Annotated in this window: 21 protein-coding genes; 11 read left to right on the top strand and 10 right to left on the bottom strand. The window is 68.1% G+C overall.

What is annotated here, in order from left to right; genetic code table 11:
* Positions 1-2: 2 nt before the first annotated feature.
* Positions 3-605 (bottom strand): TetR/AcrR family transcriptional regulator, encoded by a 603-nt coding sequence (locus E0H50_RS12955; protein ID WP_131287479.1) that lies wholly within the window; start codon positions 603-605, stop codon positions 3-5.
* Between the two features lie 170 nt (positions 606-775).
* Complete coding sequence (locus E0H50_RS12950) at positions 776-1,645, bottom strand: phosphotransferase (protein WP_131287477.1); 870 nt, start codon at positions 1,643-1,645, stop codon at positions 776-778.
* A 176-nt stretch (positions 1,646-1,821) separates the two neighbouring features.
* On the opposite strand from E0H50_RS12950, the gene E0H50_RS12945 reads away from it, so the two are divergent.
* The 5 genes from E0H50_RS12945 to E0H50_RS12925 are packed head-to-tail and all read left to right on the top strand — an operon-like array spanning position 1,822 to position 7,408.
* Positions 1,822-3,618: an ABC transporter substrate-binding protein gene (locus E0H50_RS12945; RefSeq protein WP_131287475.1), complete on the top strand. Its 1,797-nt coding sequence runs from the start codon at positions 1,822-1,824 to the stop codon at positions 3,616-3,618.
* 7 nt (positions 3,619-3,625) lie between these two features.
* On the top strand, positions 3,626-4,648 hold the full coding sequence (locus E0H50_RS12940) for an ABC transporter permease (RefSeq protein ID WP_131287473.1): 1,023 nt from the start codon (positions 3,626-3,628) through the stop codon (positions 4,646-4,648).
* Complete coding sequence (locus E0H50_RS12935; RefSeq protein WP_131287471.1) at positions 4,645-5,532, top strand: ABC transporter permease; 888 nt, start codon at positions 4,645-4,647, stop codon at positions 5,530-5,532. The genes E0H50_RS12940 and E0H50_RS12935 overlap by 4 nt, the downstream gene beginning before the upstream one ends.
* Positions 5,525-6,469, top strand: coding sequence for an ABC transporter ATP-binding protein (locus E0H50_RS12930; RefSeq protein WP_238150935.1), 945 nt, complete (start codon positions 5,525-5,527; stop codon positions 6,467-6,469). The genes E0H50_RS12935 and E0H50_RS12930 overlap by 8 nt, the downstream gene beginning before the upstream one ends.
* A 3-nt stretch (positions 6,470-6,472) precedes the next feature.
* On the top strand, positions 6,473-7,408 hold the full coding sequence (locus tag E0H50_RS12925; protein ID WP_131287467.1) for an ABC transporter ATP-binding protein: 936 nt from the start codon (positions 6,473-6,475) through the stop codon (positions 7,406-7,408).
* Positions 7,409-7,414: 6 nt separating this feature from the next.
* Here the strand turns inward: E0H50_RS12925 and E0H50_RS12920 are convergent, their stop codons facing one another.
* Positions 7,415-7,666, bottom strand: a complete 252-nt coding sequence (locus E0H50_RS12920) for an amphi-Trp domain-containing protein (protein WP_131287465.1) — start codon at positions 7,664-7,666, stop codon at positions 7,415-7,417.
* Positions 7,667-7,738: 72 nt separating this feature from the next.
* On the opposite strand from E0H50_RS12920, the gene E0H50_RS12915 reads away from it, so the two are divergent.
* Genes E0H50_RS12915 through E0H50_RS12905 form a run of 3 tightly spaced genes read left to right on the top strand, consistent with a single transcriptional unit; the run spans position 7,739 to position 9,646 of the window.
* Entirely contained in the window at positions 7,739-8,080 is a 342-nt protein-coding gene (locus E0H50_RS12915) for an ArsR/SmtB family transcription factor (RefSeq protein WP_131287463.1), read from the top strand.
* Positions 8,073-8,876 carry a VOC family protein gene (locus E0H50_RS12910; RefSeq protein ID WP_131287461.1) on the top strand — a complete coding sequence of 268 codons (804 nt, stop codon included), beginning with the start codon at positions 8,073-8,075 and terminating at the stop codon, positions 8,874-8,876. The genes E0H50_RS12915 and E0H50_RS12910 overlap by 8 nt, the downstream gene beginning before the upstream one ends.
* Positions 8,873-9,646, top strand: a complete 774-nt coding sequence (locus E0H50_RS12905; RefSeq protein WP_202868120.1) for a phosphotransferase — start codon at positions 8,873-8,875, stop codon at positions 9,644-9,646. The genes E0H50_RS12910 and E0H50_RS12905 overlap by 4 nt, the downstream gene beginning before the upstream one ends.
* Here the strand turns inward: E0H50_RS12905 and E0H50_RS12900 are convergent.
* The 7 genes from E0H50_RS12900 to E0H50_RS12870 form a co-directional block, all read right to left on the bottom strand.
* A complete protein-coding gene (locus E0H50_RS12900) occupies positions 9,602-10,219 on the bottom strand; it encodes an RloB family protein (RefSeq protein ID WP_131287459.1) in 618 nt (205 codons plus the stop codon). The genes E0H50_RS12905 and E0H50_RS12900 overlap by 45 nt on opposite strands.
* Positions 10,219-11,487 carry an AAA family ATPase gene (locus tag E0H50_RS12895; RefSeq protein ID WP_131287457.1) on the bottom strand — a complete coding sequence of 423 codons (1,269 nt, stop codon included), beginning with the start codon at positions 11,485-11,487 and terminating at the stop codon, positions 10,219-10,221. Before E0H50_RS12895 ends, E0H50_RS12900 begins: the two co-directional genes overlap by 1 nt.
* A gap of 103 nt (positions 11,488-11,590) precedes the next feature.
* Positions 11,591-12,883, bottom strand: a complete 1,293-nt coding sequence (locus E0H50_RS12890) for a DUF58 domain-containing protein (protein ID WP_131287455.1) — start codon at positions 12,881-12,883, stop codon at positions 11,591-11,593.
* Complete coding sequence (locus E0H50_RS12885) at positions 12,883-13,854, bottom strand: AAA family ATPase (protein WP_131287453.1); 972 nt, start codon at positions 13,852-13,854, stop codon at positions 12,883-12,885. Before E0H50_RS12885 ends, E0H50_RS12890 begins: the two co-directional genes overlap by 1 nt.
* Complete coding sequence (locus E0H50_RS12880; RefSeq protein ID WP_131287450.1) at positions 13,851-14,993, bottom strand: DUF4350 domain-containing protein; 1,143 nt, start codon at positions 14,991-14,993, stop codon at positions 13,851-13,853. The genes E0H50_RS12885 and E0H50_RS12880 overlap by 4 nt, the downstream gene beginning before the upstream one ends.
* On the bottom strand, positions 14,990-15,631 hold the full coding sequence (locus E0H50_RS12875) for a DUF4129 domain-containing protein (RefSeq protein WP_238150934.1): 642 nt from the start codon (positions 15,629-15,631) through the stop codon (positions 14,990-14,992). Before E0H50_RS12875 ends, E0H50_RS12880 begins: the two co-directional genes overlap by 4 nt.
* A complete protein-coding gene (locus tag E0H50_RS12870; protein ID WP_238150933.1) occupies positions 15,628-16,647 on the bottom strand; it encodes a hypothetical protein in 1,020 nt (339 codons plus the stop codon). The genes E0H50_RS12875 and E0H50_RS12870 overlap by 4 nt, the downstream gene beginning before the upstream one ends.
* A gap of 266 nt (positions 16,648-16,913) precedes the next feature.
* Between E0H50_RS12870 and mtrA the strand changes: the two genes are divergently transcribed.
* The 3 genes from mtrA to E0H50_RS12855 are packed head-to-tail and all read left to right on the top strand — an operon-like array spanning position 16,914 to position 21,147.
* Positions 16,914-17,591: an MtrAB system response regulator MtrA gene (gene mtrA / locus E0H50_RS12865; RefSeq protein ID WP_130445425.1), complete on the top strand. Its 678-nt coding sequence runs from the start codon at positions 16,914-16,916 to the stop codon at positions 17,589-17,591.
* Positions 17,592-17,641: 50 nt separating this feature from the next.
* Positions 17,642-19,396, top strand: a complete 1,755-nt coding sequence (gene mtrB / locus E0H50_RS12860) for an MtrAB system histidine kinase MtrB (RefSeq protein ID WP_238150932.1) — start codon at positions 17,642-17,644, stop codon at positions 19,394-19,396.
* A complete protein-coding gene (locus tag E0H50_RS12855; protein ID WP_131287449.1) occupies positions 19,393-21,147 on the top strand; it encodes an LpqB family beta-propeller domain-containing protein in 1,755 nt (584 codons plus the stop codon). Before mtrB ends, E0H50_RS12855 begins: the two co-directional genes overlap by 4 nt.
* Positions 21,148-21,178: the final 31 nt, after the last annotated feature.

Raw genomic sequence — 21,178 nt, 5'->3', positions numbered from 1 at the left:
GATCACTTCTCCTGATTCCGCATGGTGTCGGTTTGTTCTTGGGTGAGCAACGGGATCGTGAAGACCTCCATCAAGGCCTGCCCGATCCGGTTGTAGCCCTCGAGCGTGGTGATGTCCTCGCCGATCGCCTTTGAGACCTGGTCGCGGAACACGAACACGCTGAGCTTGATCGCGGCCAGCGCGGCGGCGTACCCGCGCCGGTCCTTGGGGTCGATACCGAAACTCTTCGTCCAGTCCTCGACTGCGTCGACCCCCTCGAGGAACAGCGCGGTCGCGGTCTCCGAACCGTCCATCATCGAACGCACGAGATAGAGCTGCAGCGGAAACGCCAACGGATGCAGCGCCAACGGGTCCAGCCCTGTCAGGTCGTGATCCCGCGTCAGCTCGGCGCCGATCTGCAGCATCCGGTCCTTCGCGTACCGATCACACGCCGCCCGCAACGACTCCTTCGACCCGAAGTGATGCCGCACCAACCCCGACGACACCCCCGCCGCGGCCGCGATGTCCCGGATCGACGCCCCCTCGATCCCCTGCTCCCCGAACAACCGAATCGCCGCATCCCGAATCCGGGCCCGCGCCGTCAGATCCTCCGCCGACCGCTCCATCCCCAACTCCTCTCCCTACACACAACAGCAAACTACTACACGATCGTGTAGTCAAGTCGTCAGGGCGCGGTGAGCAGGAGCCGGCGGCTGCGGTGGGCGGGCGAGAAGTGGTGGGTGGGGACAGGAAGTGGTGGGTGAGGAGTTGTTATTTCCTGTTCAGCGCCGCCAGATCAGGTCGGCTGCACGCCGTCTACTCGACGGACCATCGCGTCGAGGGTCGGCCAAGGCGGACCTTCGCGGAGCACGCGCAGCAGTTCCTGGCCGAAGCGCCTCCCGTTCGGGAACTGGTCGCCGACGTCCCAGCGCCACGCCGCGACCATCGCAAGCACGAGCTGGCGGCAGTCGTCGAGCAGCTCTTGGTCAACGCCCGGGTAGTGCGCGCAGACCGCAACGGGAGCATGCGCGAGATCGAACTCGACCGGTCCACGGCAGCACGTCTCGAAGTCGATGAACAGCGGGCCGTATGTCGTACTGAGCAGGTTCCCCGGATGTGGCTCACCGTGCAGCAACTGCTCCTCGGCACCGCGCTCGTCGATCGCCCGGCGCAGGCTCCGCAGTCTGTCGCCGAGGAACACGCGGTCGGCGTCGGGGAGCTCCGGCGACACCTTCGGGTCGGCAACGATCTGTTCCGCCTCGGAGATCCGGTCCGAGAAGTGCGGGCTCGCCAGATCGACCTTGCGCATGCCGGCGTGCAACTGCTCGAGCGCCTTCGCGTAGTCGGCCGGTGCGACCTGCGGTGTGGCTGGCTCGTAGTAGGTCCACAGCGTCACTGCGAAGCCGTCACGCGTGTACACCAGCGGGTCCACCCGAGGCTCCAGTGCGGCCACCGGCGACCCGACCTCGGCAAGCCGCTGAGCCAGCTCGACCTCGAACTGCGCGACCTCCTCCCCCACGGGGGCGACGCGGGCAAAGACGTCGTACGGCGTCAGTCGTAGCGCCAGCTTGTTCGAGTTGTGGAGAACGATCGCGTCCTCGGCCGGCAGATCGAGCGATCCGGCGATCGAAGTCGCGGCCGCGATCGCACGCGTGAGCTCGGGCATCTCCATGACTCCGTGAGGCTACCTTCGCGAGCTCGTCCTGTCCCTCGCATTTCGGCAAAGCCCGGTAAGAAGGTTACTTCGGGGTGACAAAGTTTCGTATCTTGTTGACACGGTGGTGGTTGCTGGTGTGGGTTCTTCCCCAAACACCAACACCAGCTGAAGGTGGGGCGGACCGGATGAGGAAGTTGTTGGCGGTGCTGGCGGCGTTGTGCGTGCTGGCGGCGGTTCCTGGTACGGCGGTAGCGGCCGAACCGGCGTCGAAGAAGGTCATCAAGATCGGGGTGACGCAGTCGGTCGACTCGATGAATCCGTTCCTCGCCGTCCGGCTGGTGACGGGATCGATCCAGCGGATGATCTACGGGTTCCTGACGGTGCCGGACTCGAAGACGCTGCAGCCGAGCCCGGATCTGGCCGAGTCCTGGACGACGTCGCCGGACGGGTTGACCTGGACGTTCAAGATCCGCCAGGCGAAGTGGTCGGACGGGCAGCCGATCACCGCCGCGGACGCGGCCTGGACGTTCAACAAGATGATGACCGACGACGGCGCGAAGACCGGCAACGGCCCGGCGGTGGAGAACTTCCAGAGTGTCACCGCGAACGGCCAGGAGCTGACCATCAAGCTCAAGGCCCCGCAGGCGTCGATGCTGGACAACCCGGTGCCGATCATGCCCAAGCACGTCTGGGAGAAGGTCACGGACATCTCGAAGTACGAGGCCGAGGTGTACCCGACCGTCGGCAGCGGGCCGTACGTGGCGGTGGAGCACAAGAAGGACCAGTTCGTCCGGCTGGAGGCGAACCCGGACTACTGGCGCGGCCGTCCGAAGATCGACGAGCTGCAGATCATCTTCTACGACAACCCCGCGGCCTCGATCGTCGGCCTGCGGAAGGGTGACATCGATCTGATCGGCCGTCTGAACCCGTCGGACTTCGAGTCGCTGAAGAACGACGGCAACATCGTGCAGTGGAACACGCAGGGCCGGCGCGCGACGTACCTGCAGATCAACCACGGTGCGACGACCAGCGACGACAAGCCGATCGGTGACGGGCATCCGGCGCTGAAGGACCCGAAGGTGCGGACCGCGCTGCACTACGCGATCGACAAGCAGAAACTGGTCGACGAGGTCCAGGGCGGGCTGGCGAAACCGGCCGACGGGTCGATCGTTCCGCCGCTGTACAAGGACTTCTTCTGGGAGGCCAGCGGCGCCGAGAAGGTCACCTTCGACCTCGCGAAGGCGAACAAGATCCTCGACGACGCGGGGTACAAGAAGGGTGCGGACGGCATCCGGACGATGCCGGACGGGTCGCGGAAACTGCAGTTCCGGTTCAGCATTCACACCGACACCCCGATCGAGGACAAGCTCGCCGAGTACCTGACCGGCTGGTACAAGGAGCTCGGTATCACGCTGACCACCAAGCGGCTGGACTCCAGCAAGTTCAGCGAGGAGACCGGTACGACGGCGCTCTTCGACATCGCGATCAGCGGCTGGTCGGTGAACCCGGACCCGGAGGAGGTGCTCGCCACGCACCTGTGCAGCCGGCGTCCGGGCGCCGACGGCAAGGGCGGCGGCACCGAGTCGTTCTACTGCGACCCGACGTACGAGAGCCTCTACCTCGAGCAGCAGAAGGAGCTCGACCGCGGAAAGCGCGCGGAAACGATCAAGAAAATGGAGGAAAGGCTCTACACCGACGCTCCGGTGATCGCGCTCTACTACCCGAACGACCTCGAGGGCTACCGCAAGGACCGGATCGCGAGCATCACGCCGATCCCGGAGGACAAGGGCCTGCTGTACGGCGGTTCCGGGTACTGGCCGTTCTACACGCTCGAGGCGGTGTCGAAGGACGGCGCGTCGGCTGACGGCGGTGGCTCGAACGCCGGGGTGATCGCGGGTGTCGCGGGCGGTGTCGTCGTCCTCGCACTGGCCGGCTTCTTCGTCCTGCGGCGCCGCGGCGGCGCGGCCGACGAGCGCGAATGACGGTGGCATGACCAGCGCTGTCGAAGAGCTCGAGCAGACGCCTGTCCGCCATGGTCTGCTGCGGTACGCGGCGACCAAGGCGGGCGGGGCGTTGCTCAGCATCGCGATGGTGATCGTCGCGACGTTCTTCCTGTTCCGGATGCTGCCGGGCGATCCGGTCCGGGCGCTCGCGCAGGGCCGGAACATGACCCCGGAACAGCTGGATCTGGAGCGTGCGCGGCTCGGGCTGGACAAGTCGATTCCCGAGCAGTTCCTGCATTTCGTGGGCCAGACGCTGCGGTTCGACCTCGGGGTGTCGTACGAGTACAAGCGGCCGGTCCTCGACCTGATCGGGGAGCGGATCGGGTCGACACTGCTGCTCACCGGTACGGCGCTGGTGCTCGCGGTGAGCCTCGGTCTCTGGCAGGGAGCACGCGCCGGATGGAAGCCCGGCAGCAAGTTCGACAAGGTGTCGACCGCCATCTCGCTGGTGCTGTGGTCGGTGCCGACGTTCTGGCTCGGGTTGCTGCTGCTGATGGTGTTCGCGGCCGGAATCGGCCCGATTCCGGGGATGTTCCCGACCCGCGGAAGTTCGAGCGTCGACAAGCCGGACGGGTTTGCCGGCGTCCTGGACGTCGGGCAGCACATGGTGCTGCCGTGCCTGACGCTGGTCGCGGTCGTCTACGCGCAGTACCTGCTGGTGATGCGGTCGTCGGTGATCGACGAGGTCGGCCAGGACTACATCACGACGGCGCGGGCGAAGGGTCTGCGCGACGACGACATTCGACGGAAACACGCAGTACCCAACGCGTTGCTGCCGACCGTGACGTTGGTGTTCATGCGGATCGGGTTCGTGGTCGGGGGCGCCGTGACAGTCGAGGCGATCTTCAGCTGGCCGGGGCTCGGGCAGCTGTTCTACGAGGCGATCCGGGTGCCGGACTTCACGTTGATGCAAGGAACGTTCCTGCTGATCACGGTGTCGGTGATCCTGATGAACACGTTGGCAGACGTGGTCTACCACGTGCTCGATCCGCGAGTGAGGTCAGCATGAGCAATGTGACCTGGGTACGCCGTCGGCGCGCCATCGGAAGGTTCTGGGCGGATTTCCGTACGCACCGGGCCGGTGTCGCGGGACTGGTGATCCTCGCCCTCGCCGTAGTGCTAGCGCTGCTAGCGCCGCTCTTCATCGACTCCAGCGTGACGAACGTCGTGAGCGGCACCGGCGAGAAGATGGCGCCGCCGAGTCTCGACGACCCGTTGGGGACGGACGAGTCGGGGCGGTCGGTGCTGCTGATGATCTGGTGGGGTTCCCGGACCTCGCTGCTGATCGGTTTCCTCGCGGCACTGCTCAGCATGGTGATCGGCACCGTGCTCGGCATCGCGGCCGGGCATTTCCGGCGCTGGATCGGTGCGGTGATCCTGCGGGTGACCGACTGGTTCCTGGTGCTCCCGTCGCTGGTCACCGCACTCGTCCTGGCGGCGATCCTGGGTGGTTCCACCGCGACGATCATCGTCGCGATCGGCGTGACGTCCTGGCCGTCGACGGCGCGACTGATCCGTGCGCAAACGTTGGCCGTGGAGGCGCGCCCGTACATCGAGCGCTCCTTGGCGCTCGGCGCCGGTCACTGGCACATCGCGACGCGGCACGCGCTGCCCAACGTGGCACCGTTGCTGCTGGCCAGTACGACGCTGGAGGTGGCGAGTGCGATCGTCACCGAGTCGACGCTGGCGTTCCTCGGAGTGAGCGCGAACAAGACCTCGTGGGGCACGATGCTGCGCGGGTCCTACGACTGGGGTGCGGCGACCTCCGGCGCGTGGTGGTACATCCTCGTGCCGGGTCTGTGCATCGTGACCGTGGTGATGGCTTTCACCTTGTGCGGAAGGGCTTTGGAGACAGTGCTCAACCCCCGGCTGCGGACGCGTGCCCATGCTTGAGCTCGACGAGTTGTCCGTCACGTACCGGCTCGATTCGGCCGACGTGCCCGCCGTACGGGGAGTTTCGCTGGAGTTGGCGGCCGGGGAGGCGCTCGGGCTGGCGGGGGAGTCGGGATCGGGGAAGTCTTCAGTTGCGCTGGCGCTGCTGAGGCTTCTGCCGCGTTCCGCCGTCGTCGGTGGGCGGGTGATGCTGGACGGCGAGGACGTGCTGGCGATGAAGTGGGGCCGGCTGCGGGCCGTCCGGTGGTCGTCGGCGTCGATCGTGTTCCAGGGCGCGCAGCACGGGCTGAACCCGGTGCAGCGGATCGGCGACCAGATCGCGGAGCCGCTGCTCGTCCATCGGCAGGCGTCCGGCACGGACGCGGCGGCCAGGGTGCGGGAGCTGCTGGCACAGGTCGGTCTCCCGGCCTGGCGCGCCCGGAGCTATCCGCACGAGCTGAGTGGTGGCCAACGGCAACGAGTGATGATCGCTATGGCCCTCGCTTGCGGTCCGCAGCTGATCATCGCCGACGAGCCGACCACCGCGCTCGACCTGATGGTCCAGGCGCAGGTGCTGACCCTGATCCGCCAGTTGATCGCGGACCACGGCATCTCGCTGCTGATGATCTCGCACGACCTGTCGGTGCTCGCGGACGTGTGTGACCGACTCGCCGTGATGTACGCCGGGCGGCTGGTCGAGGTCGGTCCTTCGTCCGAGGAATTCCGGCACCCGTACAGCCAGGCACTGGCGGCCGCGTTCCCGACCGTCGGCGATCCCGCGTCCCGCCTCGCCCCGCGCGGGCTGGCCGGAGACCCGCCGGACCCACAACAACTGCCGGGTGGTTGTGCCTTCCACCCGCGCTGCCCGGTCGCACTCGACTCCTGTGCGACTTCCGACGTACAACTGCGGGCGTCCGGAACAGACCGGACTGCCGCCTGTGTGCTGGTAGGGGAGTGACTCTTGCTAGAGGCAACTGATCTTCGAGTCGAGTTCCCCGGCCGCGGCGGCCGCCGGGCGCGGGCCGTCGACGGCGTGAACCTGTCCGTCGGCGCGGGTGAGATCGTCGCCCTCGTCGGCGAGTCGGGCTGTGGCAAGACCACGCTCGCGCGCACGCTGCTCGGGCTGGAGCGTCCGACGTCCGGCAGGATCGCGTACGACGGCACGCCGCTGAGCTACTCCGGCCGCGCGCTGCGGGCCTTCCGCCGTCAGGTGCAACTGGTCCTGCAGGACCCGATGGGATCGCTGAATCCCCGCCACACCGTGTACGAGGCGGTGGCCGAAGGCCCGCGGATCCACGGCCTGCCCGACGAGGAAACCGTGGTTTCCTCGGCCCTCGCACGGGCCGGTCTGCGGCCGCCGGAACGGTTCTTCCAGCGTTTTCCGCACGAGTTGAGTGGTGGTCAGCGCCAACGCGTCGTGATCGCCGGAGCGCTCGCGCTCGACCCCAAGGTACTGATCGCCGACGAACCCGTCGCGTCCCTGGACGCCTCGGTCCGCGGCGAGATCCTCTCGCTCCTGCTCCGGCTGCGCGACGATCTCGGGCTGTCCGCGCTCGTCGTCACCCACGACCTCGGGCTGGCGTGGAACATCGCCGATCGGGTCGCCGTCATGTACCTCGGCAGGATCGTCGAGTCGGGCCCCACCGAGGAGGTCCTGAAGAACCCGCAACACCCTTACACACAAGCGCTGCTGAGTGTTCTCCCCGAGTCCCCGGAACGCATCGTCCTCACCGGTGAACCGCCGGACCCGACGCGCATCCCGGCCGGCTGCCGCTTCCACCCCCGCTGCCAACTCGTAGCCGCCGGCAACGGAAAACCGGAGTGCAGCACGCAACCCTTGCAGATCCTGCCCGCAGGCACGGATTCTCAGGTCGCGTGCTACCTCGCGACGACCTGACCCGGCTCAGACTTCGTCGTCGTCCTCGGGCTCCTGCTCGGCGTCGGCGAGCGCCCACTTCAACTGGAACTCGACCTCCTCCTCGTCCTCACCGCGTTCGTGCTCGACGCTGATCCGCGCGTTCTTCGGCACGGTGAACCGCTCACCCGCGACCTGGATCCGGAACGGCTTGCCCGATTCCAGCGCGTCCGCGAGCCGCCGCAGCTTGGCCGCGAAGTCGGCGACCGAGTAGTCCTTCTCGACATCTCTTTCACTCATGCCGCCATCCAACCAGTCCGCGGGTTCTTCGAGTGGTTGACAATAGTTAACAAGAAGTAGAACTATTGCGGTATGGCGGAAGATCAGGTGGACCGGTTCTTCGAAGTGCTGGCGGATCCCACCCGGCGGCACGTCGTACAGCTGCTGGGTGAAGGCCCGCGGCGCGCCGGTCAGCTGGCCGCCGCGACCGGGGCGTCGTCGCCCGCGATGAGCCGGCACCTACGGATCCTGCTCGAGGCCGGCCTGGTGGCCGACGAGCGCGTCCCGGACGACGCCCGGGTCCGCGTCTTCCGCCTCAACCCCGAGCCCGTCGTCGCCGTCCAGGCCTGGCTCGACCAGGTCCAGGCGCACTGGCGCGAACAACTGGGCTCCTTCAAACGCCACGTCGAGCAGAAGGGAACTTCCCATGACTGAGCCGTCCGCGACCGCATCGGTCGAGGTCGCCGTCGACCCGGCAACCGCGTTCGAGGTGTTCACCGGTGAGATCGACCAGTGGTGGTTGCGCAATCCGATCGACTTCTTCGACTCCGGACGGGCCACCGCGATGCGGATCGAGCCGGGTGTCGGCGGGCGCGTGCTGGAGGTCTACTCCGGTGACGACGTCCTCGAGCTCGCCACCATCACCGATTGGCAGCCCGGTACCCGGCTCGGGTACCGCAGTTCCGTCGACGACACCGAGACGCGCGTCGACTTCGAGCCGGTCGCGGGCGGGACGCGAGTGACCGTCGTACAGTCCCTGATCACCGACGACGGCCAGGCGTTCTACTTCTGGCCGCGCGTGATCCGCTGGCTCCCCGACTGGGTCGGTCGCCGGGCCGCCGCACTCGGGAAACCGCCGCGGGAGATCGAACGGCTCTCGATCGCCTTGTACTACGACGATCCGGCCGCCGCGGCGCGCTGGCTGCACGAGGTGTTCGCGATCAACTCCTGGGACACGCTCCCCGCCGAGGGGGAGCACCCGATGTGGATCGAGCTGCATGTGGGGTCGGTCGCCGTACTCCTGTTCGAGCGCACCGGTCCGCGCCCGACCGCGGTCGACCACAATGTCTGGGTGTACGTCGACGACCTCGACGCGCACTTCGCGCGGGCGCAGGCCGCCGGTGCGAAGATCCTCAGCGAGATCCACTCGCACGGATACCGTTGCTACGAAGCCGAGGACCTGGAGGGCCATCAGTGGACGTTCGCTCAGGCCCGCCCGACGATGGCGTGACCGAGCAGCCGCTCACCGGGGGCCGCATGACGCCCGGGGTGGTCCGTGTCGCCGACACGGTACGGCGGCCCGCGTCGGACAGCTCCGCGTTCACGGCGGACCTGCTGCGGCTCCTGGACGAGCGGGGCTTCGGCGCGGTGCCGAAGTACCTGGGTCAGGACGAGAGCGGCCGCGACATCCTCACGTACCTCGAGGGCTGGGTGCCGCACAGGTACCAGCGCTGGTCCGATCAGCAGGTCGCCGCCGCAGGTGCACTGCTCCGCGCCTTCCACGACGCAACCCGCGACAGTCCGCTGGCCGCCGGCCAACCGGTCGTCTGCCACCATGACCCGGCCCCCACCAACTTCGTCTTCACCGATGACCTCCCGGCCGCCCTGTTCGACTTCGACCTGGCCGCCCCGGGCGATCCCCTGGAAGACCTCGGGTACGCCGCCTGGACCTGGTGTATCGCGTCCAAGTACGGCGACGCCGACCGCCAGGCCCACCAGGTCCGCGTCCTGGCCGACGGCTACAACCTGCCCACCAGGGATCGCCCTGGCCTGCTCCCGGCCGTCCTGTCCCGCCTGCTCCGGAACGTCGGCTTCTGGGCCCAGAGGCCCTGTCCGGAAGCCGCCGAGCGCATCGCCTGGTCCCACCGCGAGCACGCCTTCACAACCGCCAACCGCGACGTCTTCGAGGCAGCGCTGACCTGCCGCACGCCAACGGCCGACGATCGAGGAGGACCGCTATCGGATCCCCTCGATCGCAGCGAGAAGCTCGAACATGGTTGAGGAGGGATTGTTGTTGGGAAACTCTGTTCCGTCCTGCTCGTGGCGGGCGACGAGGTTGGCAGCGCGACTGCACGCATCATGCCTCAGCGGCATGTACTTGGCGCCGTCCAACCGCTTGCCTTGGCGTCCGTCGAGTCGACGGCTGATCATCTCGGCTCTGCGGTTGTCGAGAAAGGCTGAGTGATCTTGGAAGTGCAGAATCAGCCACAGCTCGAAGCACGGGTTCGTGACCGCGACCCCGATCCCTTCGGCTGAGGCGAGTCGTAGGGCGCGATCCAGGTTCGGATGATGCTTCGGCCATTCCACGTCGAACACGCACCAGCATTCGTCGATCTCGGAGTCCGACCTCTTCCGATGTGCCGCTTTCTCCACCAATTCCAGCGGAACACCAGGGGATGGATCGATCATCAGATTGATCGCGGTGCTGCTCCGGATCTCCGGCAGCCGCTTGAATGCGTTGAGATAGTCCGGTTCAGAGGCCGCACCCTCACAGAAGATCAGCACCGTCCTGCGCTCTGGCCGGCTGGCTGTTCGTCGTCGAAGACCCCGGCCGCCGCTGCGCCGCGGTGCCATCAGGCGATCAAGCCCATGGCTCGGAGCAGCTCGGTCCGGTCCGGGTCGGGCAGAGCGCCGAATCTGCCGTGGAGGTAGGCCCTTTCCAGATTCACCGAGGTTCTGACTCTTTCACCTGCGAACTCAGCCAGAGCGCCGAGCCGGGTAGCACCGTCGTCTGATTTCTCGGTGAGCCACACCTCATCGCGGTTCAGGTGGTTCAGCAGGCTGGTGTCGTGCGTGGTGAAGACAAGTTGGGCGTCCCGGGGGTTTGTCGCCCGATCCTGGAACAACGAAATCACCTGCTGGGACAAGGTCGGATGCAGGCTCGCGTCCAGTTCGTCGAAGAGGAGCACCGAGCCTTCCTTCAAGGCCATCAGTAGGGGTCCGATCATCCGGAACCAGGTTCGCGTGCCGGATGACTCGGCCGAGAAATCGAGAGGGATCGATCCAGTTGCTGTGCGGTGAGTCAACTGCAGGCGCTGCGTCCGCCCGCGCCGCGCCGGTCCGTCCGGATCGTCCGCGACGACAACGCCGTCGATACCCAGATCGGCCAGCCGAAGGAGCGCGAGTCCCTGTGCGCGATCGCTCGGGTCGAACCCGAACATCTCGCCCAACGAGAAGAGTGTGTCGTGAAACCCTGACTCGGGCTCGAACAGGCTGGTTGTCAACATCTGCTCGTTTGTCGCGACCGCTCGACGTCCGTGTGCAGGCAAGCCCAAAGTCTGGATCCGCAGGAGCTCGGCGGCGAAATCCGAAACCAGTGGCTCATCGAATCGCCTGGCAACTGACAGGGCAAGAGCGCGGCTGGTCAGAAGCTCTCTCGTTCCGGACAGGTTGCCCAGCCCTCGTTGCAGCTTGAGATCGTCCCCTTCGCGCTCGAAGACTCGCCGCCTCTTCCTTTCGGGATAGTGAAACAGACCTTCGTATGCAACGGACCGGCGGTCGAGTTCGATGACGTACTCGAATCGGATGCCGTGGATCACGCACTCGACGGTGAACATCGAAGGATGCTCAATGCCTCCGGCGAACGCGAAGGGCTCCGTGGGGATCCCGTCGTCCCAGAGGAGCAGAGAGTCCTGTACCGCGCTACGCAACCACGTGAGAGCAGCAATGATGTTCGATTTGCCGGAGGCGTTCGCGCCTAGGATCGCCGCGACGTGGAGGAGGCTCTCGCCAAGATTCGGGACCTCCCGCGCTTCCTTGCGTGCCGAGTCGATCGCGATCATCGACAGCTCGACAGGCTCGCGGATCGAGCGAAAGTTCGAGACTTCGAAACGTATCAACATGGATGGTCCTTACGTCGCTGACCGCAAGCATACCCGCAGAATTGTCGAAAACCTGCAGATTCGCGGAGTTGTTGACGTCGAGCCTGCGCGTAACCAGAGTGGCCTAGAGCCGGCCAGCCTTCTTCAACGAGAGGTACGTGTCCGCCAGCGCCGGGGCGATGTGTTCCGGGGGTTCGTCGACGACTGTGACGCCGGCCCGGGTGAGAGTGGCGGTCAGACGGTCCCGGTCGAGGCGGGTGCGAGCCGCCGAGGCAGCGCCGTACACGTCCAGCAGATCGCCGCGGGCGGCTTCGAGCTCCGTGAGGCGCGGGTCGGCCACGGACGCCAGCAGTACGACGTGACGGCGCAGCAGCGGACCGATGACAGGTAGCAGGGACTCCTCGATCACCGCCGGGTCGAGGCCCGTCAGCAGGACGACGAGCGAGCGTTGACCCAACCGCTCCAGCACCTGTGACACGACAATGCGGAAGTCGGTCTGTACGAGCTCGGCCTCGACGTTCGCAAGAGCGTTCACGAACGACGGCAGCACGTCTTCCGGCGCAGGACGCCGTACGTCGGCCCGCACCGCGGAATCGCAGGCCAGCAAGGAGACACGGTCCCCGGCGCGGGTGGCCAGCGCGGCCAGCAGCAACGCGGCGTCCATCGCGTGGTCCAGCCGCGGCGCATCGCCGACGCGGCCCGCGGACAGCCGCCCGGAGTCGATCACGATCACGACCTGCCGGTCCCGTTCCGGCCGCCAGGTCCGCAGTACGACGTTCCCGCGCCGCGCCGTCGCGCGCCAGTCGATACTCCGTACGTCGTCACCCGGCACGTAGTCCCGTAGCGAGTCGAACTCCGTCCCCTGCCCGCGTACCAGCAGCGCCGTACGGCCGTCCAGCTCCCGCAACCGGGCCAGCCGCGACGGCAGGTGCTTCCGGCTCTTGAACGGCGGCAGCGCCCGCAGCGTCCAGGCGACCTGATGCGATCCCTGACGCCCGGCGAACCCCAACGGGCCGATGGACCGCACAGTCACCCGGTACGCGTGCCGGTCGCCCCTGCGCGTGGGGACCAGATGTGTTGTCAGCCGGCGCCGCTCGCCCGAGGGCAGGTCCAGCTTGTGCGGTGGATCCAGGACACCGGCAGACGGCGGCCAAGCGTCCCGCAGCAACCCGCGCACTCGCCGTCCCGGGTTGGTGATCAGCAGGTTCACCGCAGCCTGCTCACCGAGCCGTACGGCGTTGTCACCTTCCCGACTGAACTGCAGCCGCCGCGGCGACCCGGCCAGCAGTATGTCCACCAGACACACCACCAGCACCGCGGCAACGACCACACCGACACCGGCCCACGACGGCATCACCAGAGCGACGAACACCACTCCAGCTGCAGCCAGGATGCCGGCTCGACCAGTCAGGACCATCAGCGTGGCACCGGCACCGTCGCGAGCACGCTCTCCAGCACCGCGTCCGCGCTGACACCCTCCAGCTCGGCCTCGGGCCGCACCTGCACTCGATGCCGAAGGCAAGGACGCGCCATCGCCTTCACGTCGTCCGGGATCACGTAGTCGCGGCCCGACAGCCAGGCCCACGCGCGGGAGACCGCCAGCAACGCCGTGGCACCACGTGGCGAGACACCCAGTTGCAGCGACGGCGACTGGCGCGTGGCGCGGCACAGGTCGACGACGTACGCCAGTACGTCCTCGCGGACCGCAACCCGGCGTACGGCGTTCTGTCCGGCCAGCAGGTCCTCCGGGCCGGCCACCGGGCGCAACCCAGCAGCCTCCAGATCGCGGGGGTCGAAGCCCTGCGCGTGCCGAGCGAGTACGGCGATCTCCGCGTCGCGTGGCGGGATGTCCAGCGTCACCTTCAGCAGGAACCGGTCCAGCTGCGCCTCGGGCAGTGGGTAGGTGCCCTCGTACTCCACTGGGTTCTGGGTCGCGGCGACGACGAACGGAACCGGGAGCTTGCGCGGCTCGCCGTCCACAGTGACCTGGCGCTCCTCCATTGCCTCCAGCAACGCCGCCTGTGTCTTCGGTGGCGTCCGGTTGATCTCATCCGCCAGCAGGATGTTCGTGAACACAGGACCCGGCCGGAACTCGAACTCGCTCGTCTTCGCGTCGTACACCAGCGACCCGGTCACGTCACCCGGCATCAGGTCGGGGGTGAACTGCACGCGCTTGGTGTCCAGCCGCATTGCCGTCGACAGTGCCCGCACCATGAGCGTCTTCGCCGTACCCGGGACGCCCTCCAGCAGCACGTGGCCACGGCAGAGCAGGGCGAGTACCAGTGCGGTCACAGCAGTGTCCTGGCCGACCACCGCCTTGCCGATCTCGGTCCGGAGCGCGACCAGCGCCTGCCGGGCCTGGTCCGCGGTGACCTCGGTAGTCGTCACGGGTGTCGTACCTCCTGCGTCAGTACGTCGAGTTCCTGGGACAAGGACATCAGAGCGGCGTCGGTGAGCGGCGGCAGGCCGTAAAGCAGCTCGTACAGCATGGCGGGGTCCCGGCCGGTCCGTGCGGCGACAGTCGCGACCACGGCCGACGGATCGGCCCGCCGCGGGATGCCGTGCGCCTCGTGCAGTTGGCCGAGTGCAGACTCGCGCAAGGCCGATGCGGCGCGGTCTCGGGCCCGGGAGCGTCGGTAGAGCCTGGCCCTGCCCTCGGTCGTCTCAGCCGCGTGCACGATCACCGGCAGCCGCTCTGCCACCACAGGGCCGAGCCGCCGCCCGCGCCAGATCGCTACGACCAGTACGGCGAACGCCAGCGCCCAGGCGATGTAGCGGACATCAGGCGGGATCAGCTGTGCGCTGCTCTCGCCGTCGGAGTCGGGGTAGTCCGACTCCCACTGCGGCAGGTACCAGGTCAGGTCCTGGTGCGTGCCGAGCAGGTTGAGCGCCAACGCCGCGTTGCCGTCCTCTGCGAGGCGGTCGTTGATGAACGACGACGGCGTACCGATCACGTCGACGAGCCGGTCGCCGACCTGCAGCCGGATGACGGTGTTGTTGATGCCGTCGCCGTAACAGGTGGTCGCACCCTCAGGAGCGGAGTACGTCGGTCCGTTGACGGTGACCGTGCCGGCCTTCACCGCGGCGGGAAGCTCACAGCCAGGCTCACGGCTGCGGACGGCCAGCGAGTTACCGGTCGGCCGTACACCGGGCGCCAGAGCGTCCAGAGCGCGGCTGCCGGGCCGCATCAGGATGACGTGGCTCCACTGCGCATCCGCGATCCGCCGCCAGTCCCCGTCGTCCAATGAGCCGCCTGGCCCGATGAGGAGCGTACTGCCGCCTCCTGCTTGTACGGCGTCGTTCAGCGACTCCGTGCCGTGTACGTCGACGTTGTGGTCCTCCAGCAACGCTGCCAGCGCCCGTGCCCCCGTCGACTCGGTGGAGTCGGGGCTGAACTGTCCTGACGTCCGTGCGGTCGTTGCGATCAGGACAACGATCGCAGCCAGCACAATGAGGCCAGTGACGAGGAGCGGTGTCCGCAACGCACGCCAGCTCTCGCCAACGCTCCGCCCGACCGGTGTACTCATGCAGCCACCCGTGCAGTCCGTGCGGCGTCATCAGCCGCCACGACAACGGCGTACCGCTCCGGCGTCCCGGGGCGGTTGCCGTAGACAACCTCCGTGAACACCAGTGCGGCCGGCTGCAGCGGGTCACGCAGCACCGGTGCTGCTCGCGACGCATCAGCAACGACCTCGTACGCCGTACGTCCGGGCCGCTCGTCCAGCACGGTCCGCTCGGTCAGCTCCGCTACACACGCCCGGAAGCGGCTGCGGATCGCCAACGCGAAGTCTCCGGCCGCAGCCTCCCGCTCCGCCAGTGCGCGGTACTCCGCGGCGCTGTGCGGACGGGTGGTGTCGAAAACGGCCTGGGCCTTCACCCTCCGGCTGGTCCGCAGTACGCCGGACCGCCAGAGCACCACGACCACCACAAGGACCAGCAGGCCGATCAGCATGGTCAGACCGGCGTGGCCGTTGGGTGACGAACCGGTGAGGCTGTCCAGCAGGTCTCCGATCCAGTCCACCACCTTGCCGAGGGCCCGCTCGATCAGTGAGCCGGAGTCCCGGTACGCGGACTTGGACAGCTCCTTGGCCGCCTCCTGGGCGGCCTGGTCCCGGTCGATGTCGACCGGCGGCTCCAGCGGGAAGAAGGTCACGAAGAAGGTCACACCGGCTCCTCGAACCGCAGGGCCGGCCGCATCCACAGGTCGAGACCTTCCCGGCGGACCCGGAGGTCGAGGTAGATCAGGGCCTGCACGGCGGACATGAACGCCAGGCTCGCGATCAGCGTCATCAGCGTCGCGATCCCGGCCGCCACGCCCAGCACGATCGTCACCACCACGGCACCGGTGCTGTCACTCAGATCGGCCCACGCGCCGACGGTGATGATCAGCGCGCTCACGCCGAACTGCAGCGCGTAGCCGATGATGTTCACCACCAGCCCGCCGAACAGCAGGATCCCGAACACCCGCCAGAACTTGCCCTTCACGAGCTGCCAGGACCGCCGCAGCGCACCCCAGACACCCACCCGGACCGGGATGTACAGACCGATATCCGGTGCATGCCGGCCTTCCATCAGCACCACGGTGCCCGCGAGCACCAGCCGGACGCCGAAGATCAGCACCAGGACGCCGGCGACGAACATCATCGCCAGCGCTGCGGCCCCGGCCGCCGCGGAGGACACCGCGGCGTCCGCTCCGGCGCCGATACCGAGCACTGCGAGCCCCCAGCCGCCGATCAGCAGCATGAACGACAGGGACTGCACCAGGCCGACAGCAGCGAGTGCGGGCAGCGCAGGTCGCACCAGGCGCATCAGCTCGCGCGGACCGGCCCGGTGCGCCAGCTGGCTCCGTACCGCGGCCAGCGCGATGATGCCGGCCAGCATGCTCGACACCACCGAGAACAGCACCACCTGTACGCCGTACGTGAGCAAAAGGGCCGCACCGGCCTGCCCGAACGGATCCTCCGTCCCGAAGAACCCGCCGAGCCCACCCGGTACGGCGACCTCGGTCAGGACGGCCTGCACCGCGACCAGGGCGATCCCGGCGAGCACCGGCAGCCCCAGCATGATCGTCTTGTTGTCGGAGATGGTCCGGGCGGCGTTGTCGAGCAGATCCGCCGGCAGCCACGGCCGCAGCGGCTCGGTCGCCACGTCGTCGTGCAGGCGCATAGTCTGGTCGGCCACTGCGTCCCTCCTCCCGGTGACTGTGTCGGGTGAACCGTCGTGCCAACCGGCACGTGAGTTGTGGTGAACCCCCGCAGTGCACCATGATCCCGGATGATCACAGCCCAACTCGGGGTCATACGGCGATCCGGCGTGTGCAGTACCGGGGGAATGGGACACTATCCGTAGTGCGTACGGCCTGGCACCCGCCGGGCGCACCCCGAGCAGTCGAATCGGTCGGCAGCGGACGGCAAGGAGCTAAGGGCGTGGCAGACGGTAACCGGACGATGCGGGGCCGCATCCTCATCGTCGACGACGACACAGCGTTGTCGGAGATGCTCAGCATCGTGCTGCGCAACGAGGGCTACGACACCTATCTGGTCGCAACCGGTGACAAGGCGGTACCGGCGTTCCGGGAGTTCAAGCCCGATCTGCTGCTGCTCGACCTGATGCTGCCGGGTATGGACGGGATCGACGTCTGCCGGGCGATCCGGGCGGAGTCCGGCGTGCCGATCGTGATGCTGACCGCCAAGAGCGACACGGTCGACGTGGTGCTCGGGCTGGAGTCCGGCGCCGACGACTACGTGGTCAAGCCGTTCAAGCCGAAGGAGCTGGTGGCCCGGATCCGGGCCCGGCTGCGCCGGATGGACGAGCCCGGTCCGGAGTCGCTGACCATCGGCGACCTCACCATCGACGTCGCCGGCCACTCGGTGAAGCGGGCCGGCGAGACGATCCAGCTGACGCCGCTGGAGTTCGACCTGCTGGTCTGCCTGGCGTCGAAGCCCTGGCAGGTGTTCACCCGCGAGGTGCTGCTGGAGCAGGTCTGGGGCTACCGGCACGCCGCCGACACCCGGCTGGTGAACGTGCACGTCCAGCGGCTGCGCTCCAAGATCGAGAAGGACCCTGAGCACCCGGAGATCGTGGTCACGGTCCGCGGTGTCGGATACAAGGCGGGTGCGGACTGATCGAGTACGGACGCGGCCAAGAGTCGCAGGCTGCCGCCGACGACTCCGGTGTGGACCCCGGCACCGAGGTACACACCGGACAGATCGCCGACCACCAGGGCGGGCAGCCGACGGCACCGCCCGAGCAGGAGGCGGCCGAGGCCCGCGGGACAGAGTTGGTGACCGTCGCCGCGGTGGATTGGTCTGCCCAGCCGCAGCCGCTGTGGCGGACCCACCCCAAGCACTGGCCGGACATCTGGCGGCGGTCCATCCAGGCGCGGATCGTCACCGGCACCTTGCTGATGTCGACGCTGGTCCTGATCCTGGTCGGCTGGGTGATGATGAGCCAGGTCACCGACGGTGTCCTGGAGTCCCGCCGCGACAGCGCCCAGGCGGAGGTCCGTGCACAGCTCCAGCAGCTGACCGTGCGGATCGACGCCGCCAACCGCAACACCGTCAACCAGGAGCTGTCCAAGCTGGTCCTCGGCTCCAACCGCCCGGGCCTGTACGACGTCCTGCTGGTGCCGACCGACCAGGCGGCGTCCAACGCGATCCGCTACACCGGACTGGTCGACAGCAACTCGATCCCGCAACCTCTGGCCTCCTCCGTGGTGAGCGACGGCTCCAAGCTGTGGGACACGTACACGCTGATCAACTACCGGGAGAGCCCGAGCGTCCCGGGGCTGGTGATCGGTTCGCAGATCCGGATCGACTCCACCGGCGACAAGTACGCGATCTACTTCCTGTTCCCGCTCACGGCGCAGCAGGAGACGCTGGACGTCGTACAGCGGGCTCTGGTGACCGCGGGTCTGTTGCTGATCGTTCTGCTCGGTGCTGTGGCCTGGCTGGTCACCCGGCAGGTCGTGACCCCGGTGCGGATGGCCCGGCGCATCGCTGAGCGGCTGGCGGCCGGCAAGCTCGAGGAGCGGATGCAGGTCCGCGGCACCGACGACCTGGCGCGGCTGGCGGTGTCGTTCAACAAGATGGCCTCCAACCTGCAGCGGCAGATCCGCCGGCTGGAGGAGCTGTCCCGGCTGCAGCGCCGGTTCGTGTCGGACGTGTCCCATGAGCTGCGGACGCCGCTGACCACGGTCCGGATGGCCGCCGACCTGCTGCACGAGAGCCGTGACCAGTTCGACCCGATCAGCCGCCGCTCGGTGGAGCTGCTGCAGAACGAGCTCAACCGGTTCGAGGAGCTGCTCGCCGACCTGCTGGAGATCAGCCGGTTCGACGCCGGAGCGGCCGCCCTGGACCTGGAGGACGTCGACCTGCGCGACATCGTCAACCGCGTCCTGGAGAACCACGAGACCCTGCTGGACCGCAAGGGCTGCCCGGTCGAGCTGGACATGCCGCGGCCGTGCCGGGCCAAGGTCGACTCCCGCCGGATCGAGCGGATCCTGCGCAACCTGATTGGCAACGCGATCGAGCACAGCGAAGGCCTGCCGATCAAGATCAGCACGGCGTACGACGACGATGCCGCCGCGGTGGCCGTCCGCGACCACGGGGTCGGGTTCCGGTCCGAGGAGGCGGAGATGGTGTTCAGCCGGTTCTGGCGGGCCGACCCGGCCCGGGCCCGGACCACGGGTGGCACCGGCCTCGGCCTGTCGATCGCGCTCGAGGACGCCCGGCTGCACGGCGGCCGCCTGGATGCGTGGGGTTCACCCGGCGACGGCGCGTACTTCCGCCTGACCCTGCCGCGCCGCCCGGACGTGGCGCTCACCGGGTCGCCGCTGCCACCGCGCCCGGCCGACGCGACCCGGGTCGTCACCGAGCTCGTCGACGTCGGTGCGCCGTACCAGAAGCTGAGCGGCGGTGAGGAGCTGTGAGACGCCGGCTGCTCGGAGTACTGCTGGCCGTGGCGCTGCTCGGCGGCTGCGCGACCGTACCGACCAAGGGCACCGTCCGCAACGGCGAGCGCCAGGGCCTCGCACCGGACCTGGGCGGCGTCGGCGTCGAGGCGAAGCCGCCGCGGGCGAACGTCGACGACATGTCCATCGTCAGCGGCTTCCTGGAGGCGATGTCGGACTCCCAGGCGTACGACGTGGCGCGGCAGTACATGACCCCGGAGGCCGCGGGGGAGTGGAAGCCGGAGTCGCAGACCGTGGTGTACGACCAGAATCCCGAGTCACTGACCCGGAAGGACGGCGGGATCCAGCTGACCGCCAAGAAGATCGCCACGATCGGTGCGCGCGGTGAGTGGACCCCGGCCGCGTCGAACGAGAAGGCCGACTTCTTCTTCCAGCTGAAGAAGGTCGACGGGCAGCTCCGGGTCGCCAAGGCGCCCCCGGGCGCGTACCTGGGCAGCAACCAGGTCGACCTGAAACTCGCCCCCCGGGACCTGTACTTCTTCAACCAGCCCAGGAACCTGCTGGTGCCGGACCAGGTCTGGCTGCCGCAGAACCTCCCGTCCGGCCAGGCTGCGACGCAGCTCATCCAGGAGCTGCTGAAAGGCCCGACCACGCGGCTGGGCAACGGCGTCGTCTCCATCGCACCGCCCGGCACCGAGGTGCAGGTGTCGGTCCCGGTGGACCTCGGCGTGGCCACCGTGGCGCTGAACGACACCGCCGGATCGCTCCGCGACCAGGACCGGCGGCTGCTGGCGGCGCAGATCGTCTGGACGCTCAACCAGCTGAACCTCCGGGCCAAGATCACCGTCGGCGGCGCGCCGCTGCTTCCGGACGAGCCGGAGGTGCTGCCGTTCACCAACTTCAGCGCGTACGACCCGCAGGCGTCGGTCGGTGCGATGACCAAGCTGTACGGGCTGCTGGGGGAGAAACCGCAGCGGATCGTCGGGCTGGACGGGTCGTCGAACATCTCCGCCGAGCCGCTGAACTCGGGCCCGCTGGCGCTCCACAAGGCACGGGCCTTCGCGGTCACGCTGGCGGGTGACGCCGGCGCGATCGTCACCGCCGACGGTCACAAGGTCGTCTACGGGAAGCTGGAGCCGGCCGACAACGCCGGCAAGGCGACCCAGATCCCGGTCGACGGAAAGACCTTGACGCCGAGCTTCGACGGCCAGGACAACCTGTGGTTCCTGGACAGGGCCGACAGCGACCACCCGCGGCTGCGCGTCCGCCGCGACGACGGGCGTCTGGTCCCGGTCGCGACCGACTTCGGGAAAGACACTCCGGTCGCTCTGAGGATGGCGCCGGACGGTGTCCGGGCGCTGCTGGTGATGCACAGCGCGGCCACCGGGCAGAACTATGTCCAGACCGCGACGGTCCAGACCACGGACGGCGGCAAGCAGTTGATGCTGGGGGAGTTCCGGCAGCTGAGGCTGCAGCTGACCAACATCACGGACGCGGCCTGGGACAAGCAGAACATCATCGTGATCGGGTCCGGCAACGCGGCGCCCCAGGCCTGGCTGGTCAGCACGGACGGCTCCAGCCTGCAGTTGCTGCCCGGTTCGGCGCCGGGCTTCGTCCCCGAACACGTCGCGTCGAACACGCACAAGGACACGCTGCCGGTGATCCAGGACGACGCCGGCCGCATCCACTGGCTCAGCAAGGACCTCGGCTGGGTCTCCATGGACTCCGACAACAGCGAGGCCACCATCATCCCCACCTACCCCGGCTGACCCCCGGCTGACCCGTTGTCCACAGGCTCGG

This window comes from Kribbella sindirgiensis (genome assembly GCF_004331435.1).
Lineage (GTDB): Bacteria > Actinomycetota > Actinomycetes > Propionibacteriales > Kribbellaceae > Kribbella > Kribbella sindirgiensis.
Note: the sequence above shows the minus strand (reverse complement) of the source record. Positions and strands in the feature narration are given on the sequence as shown.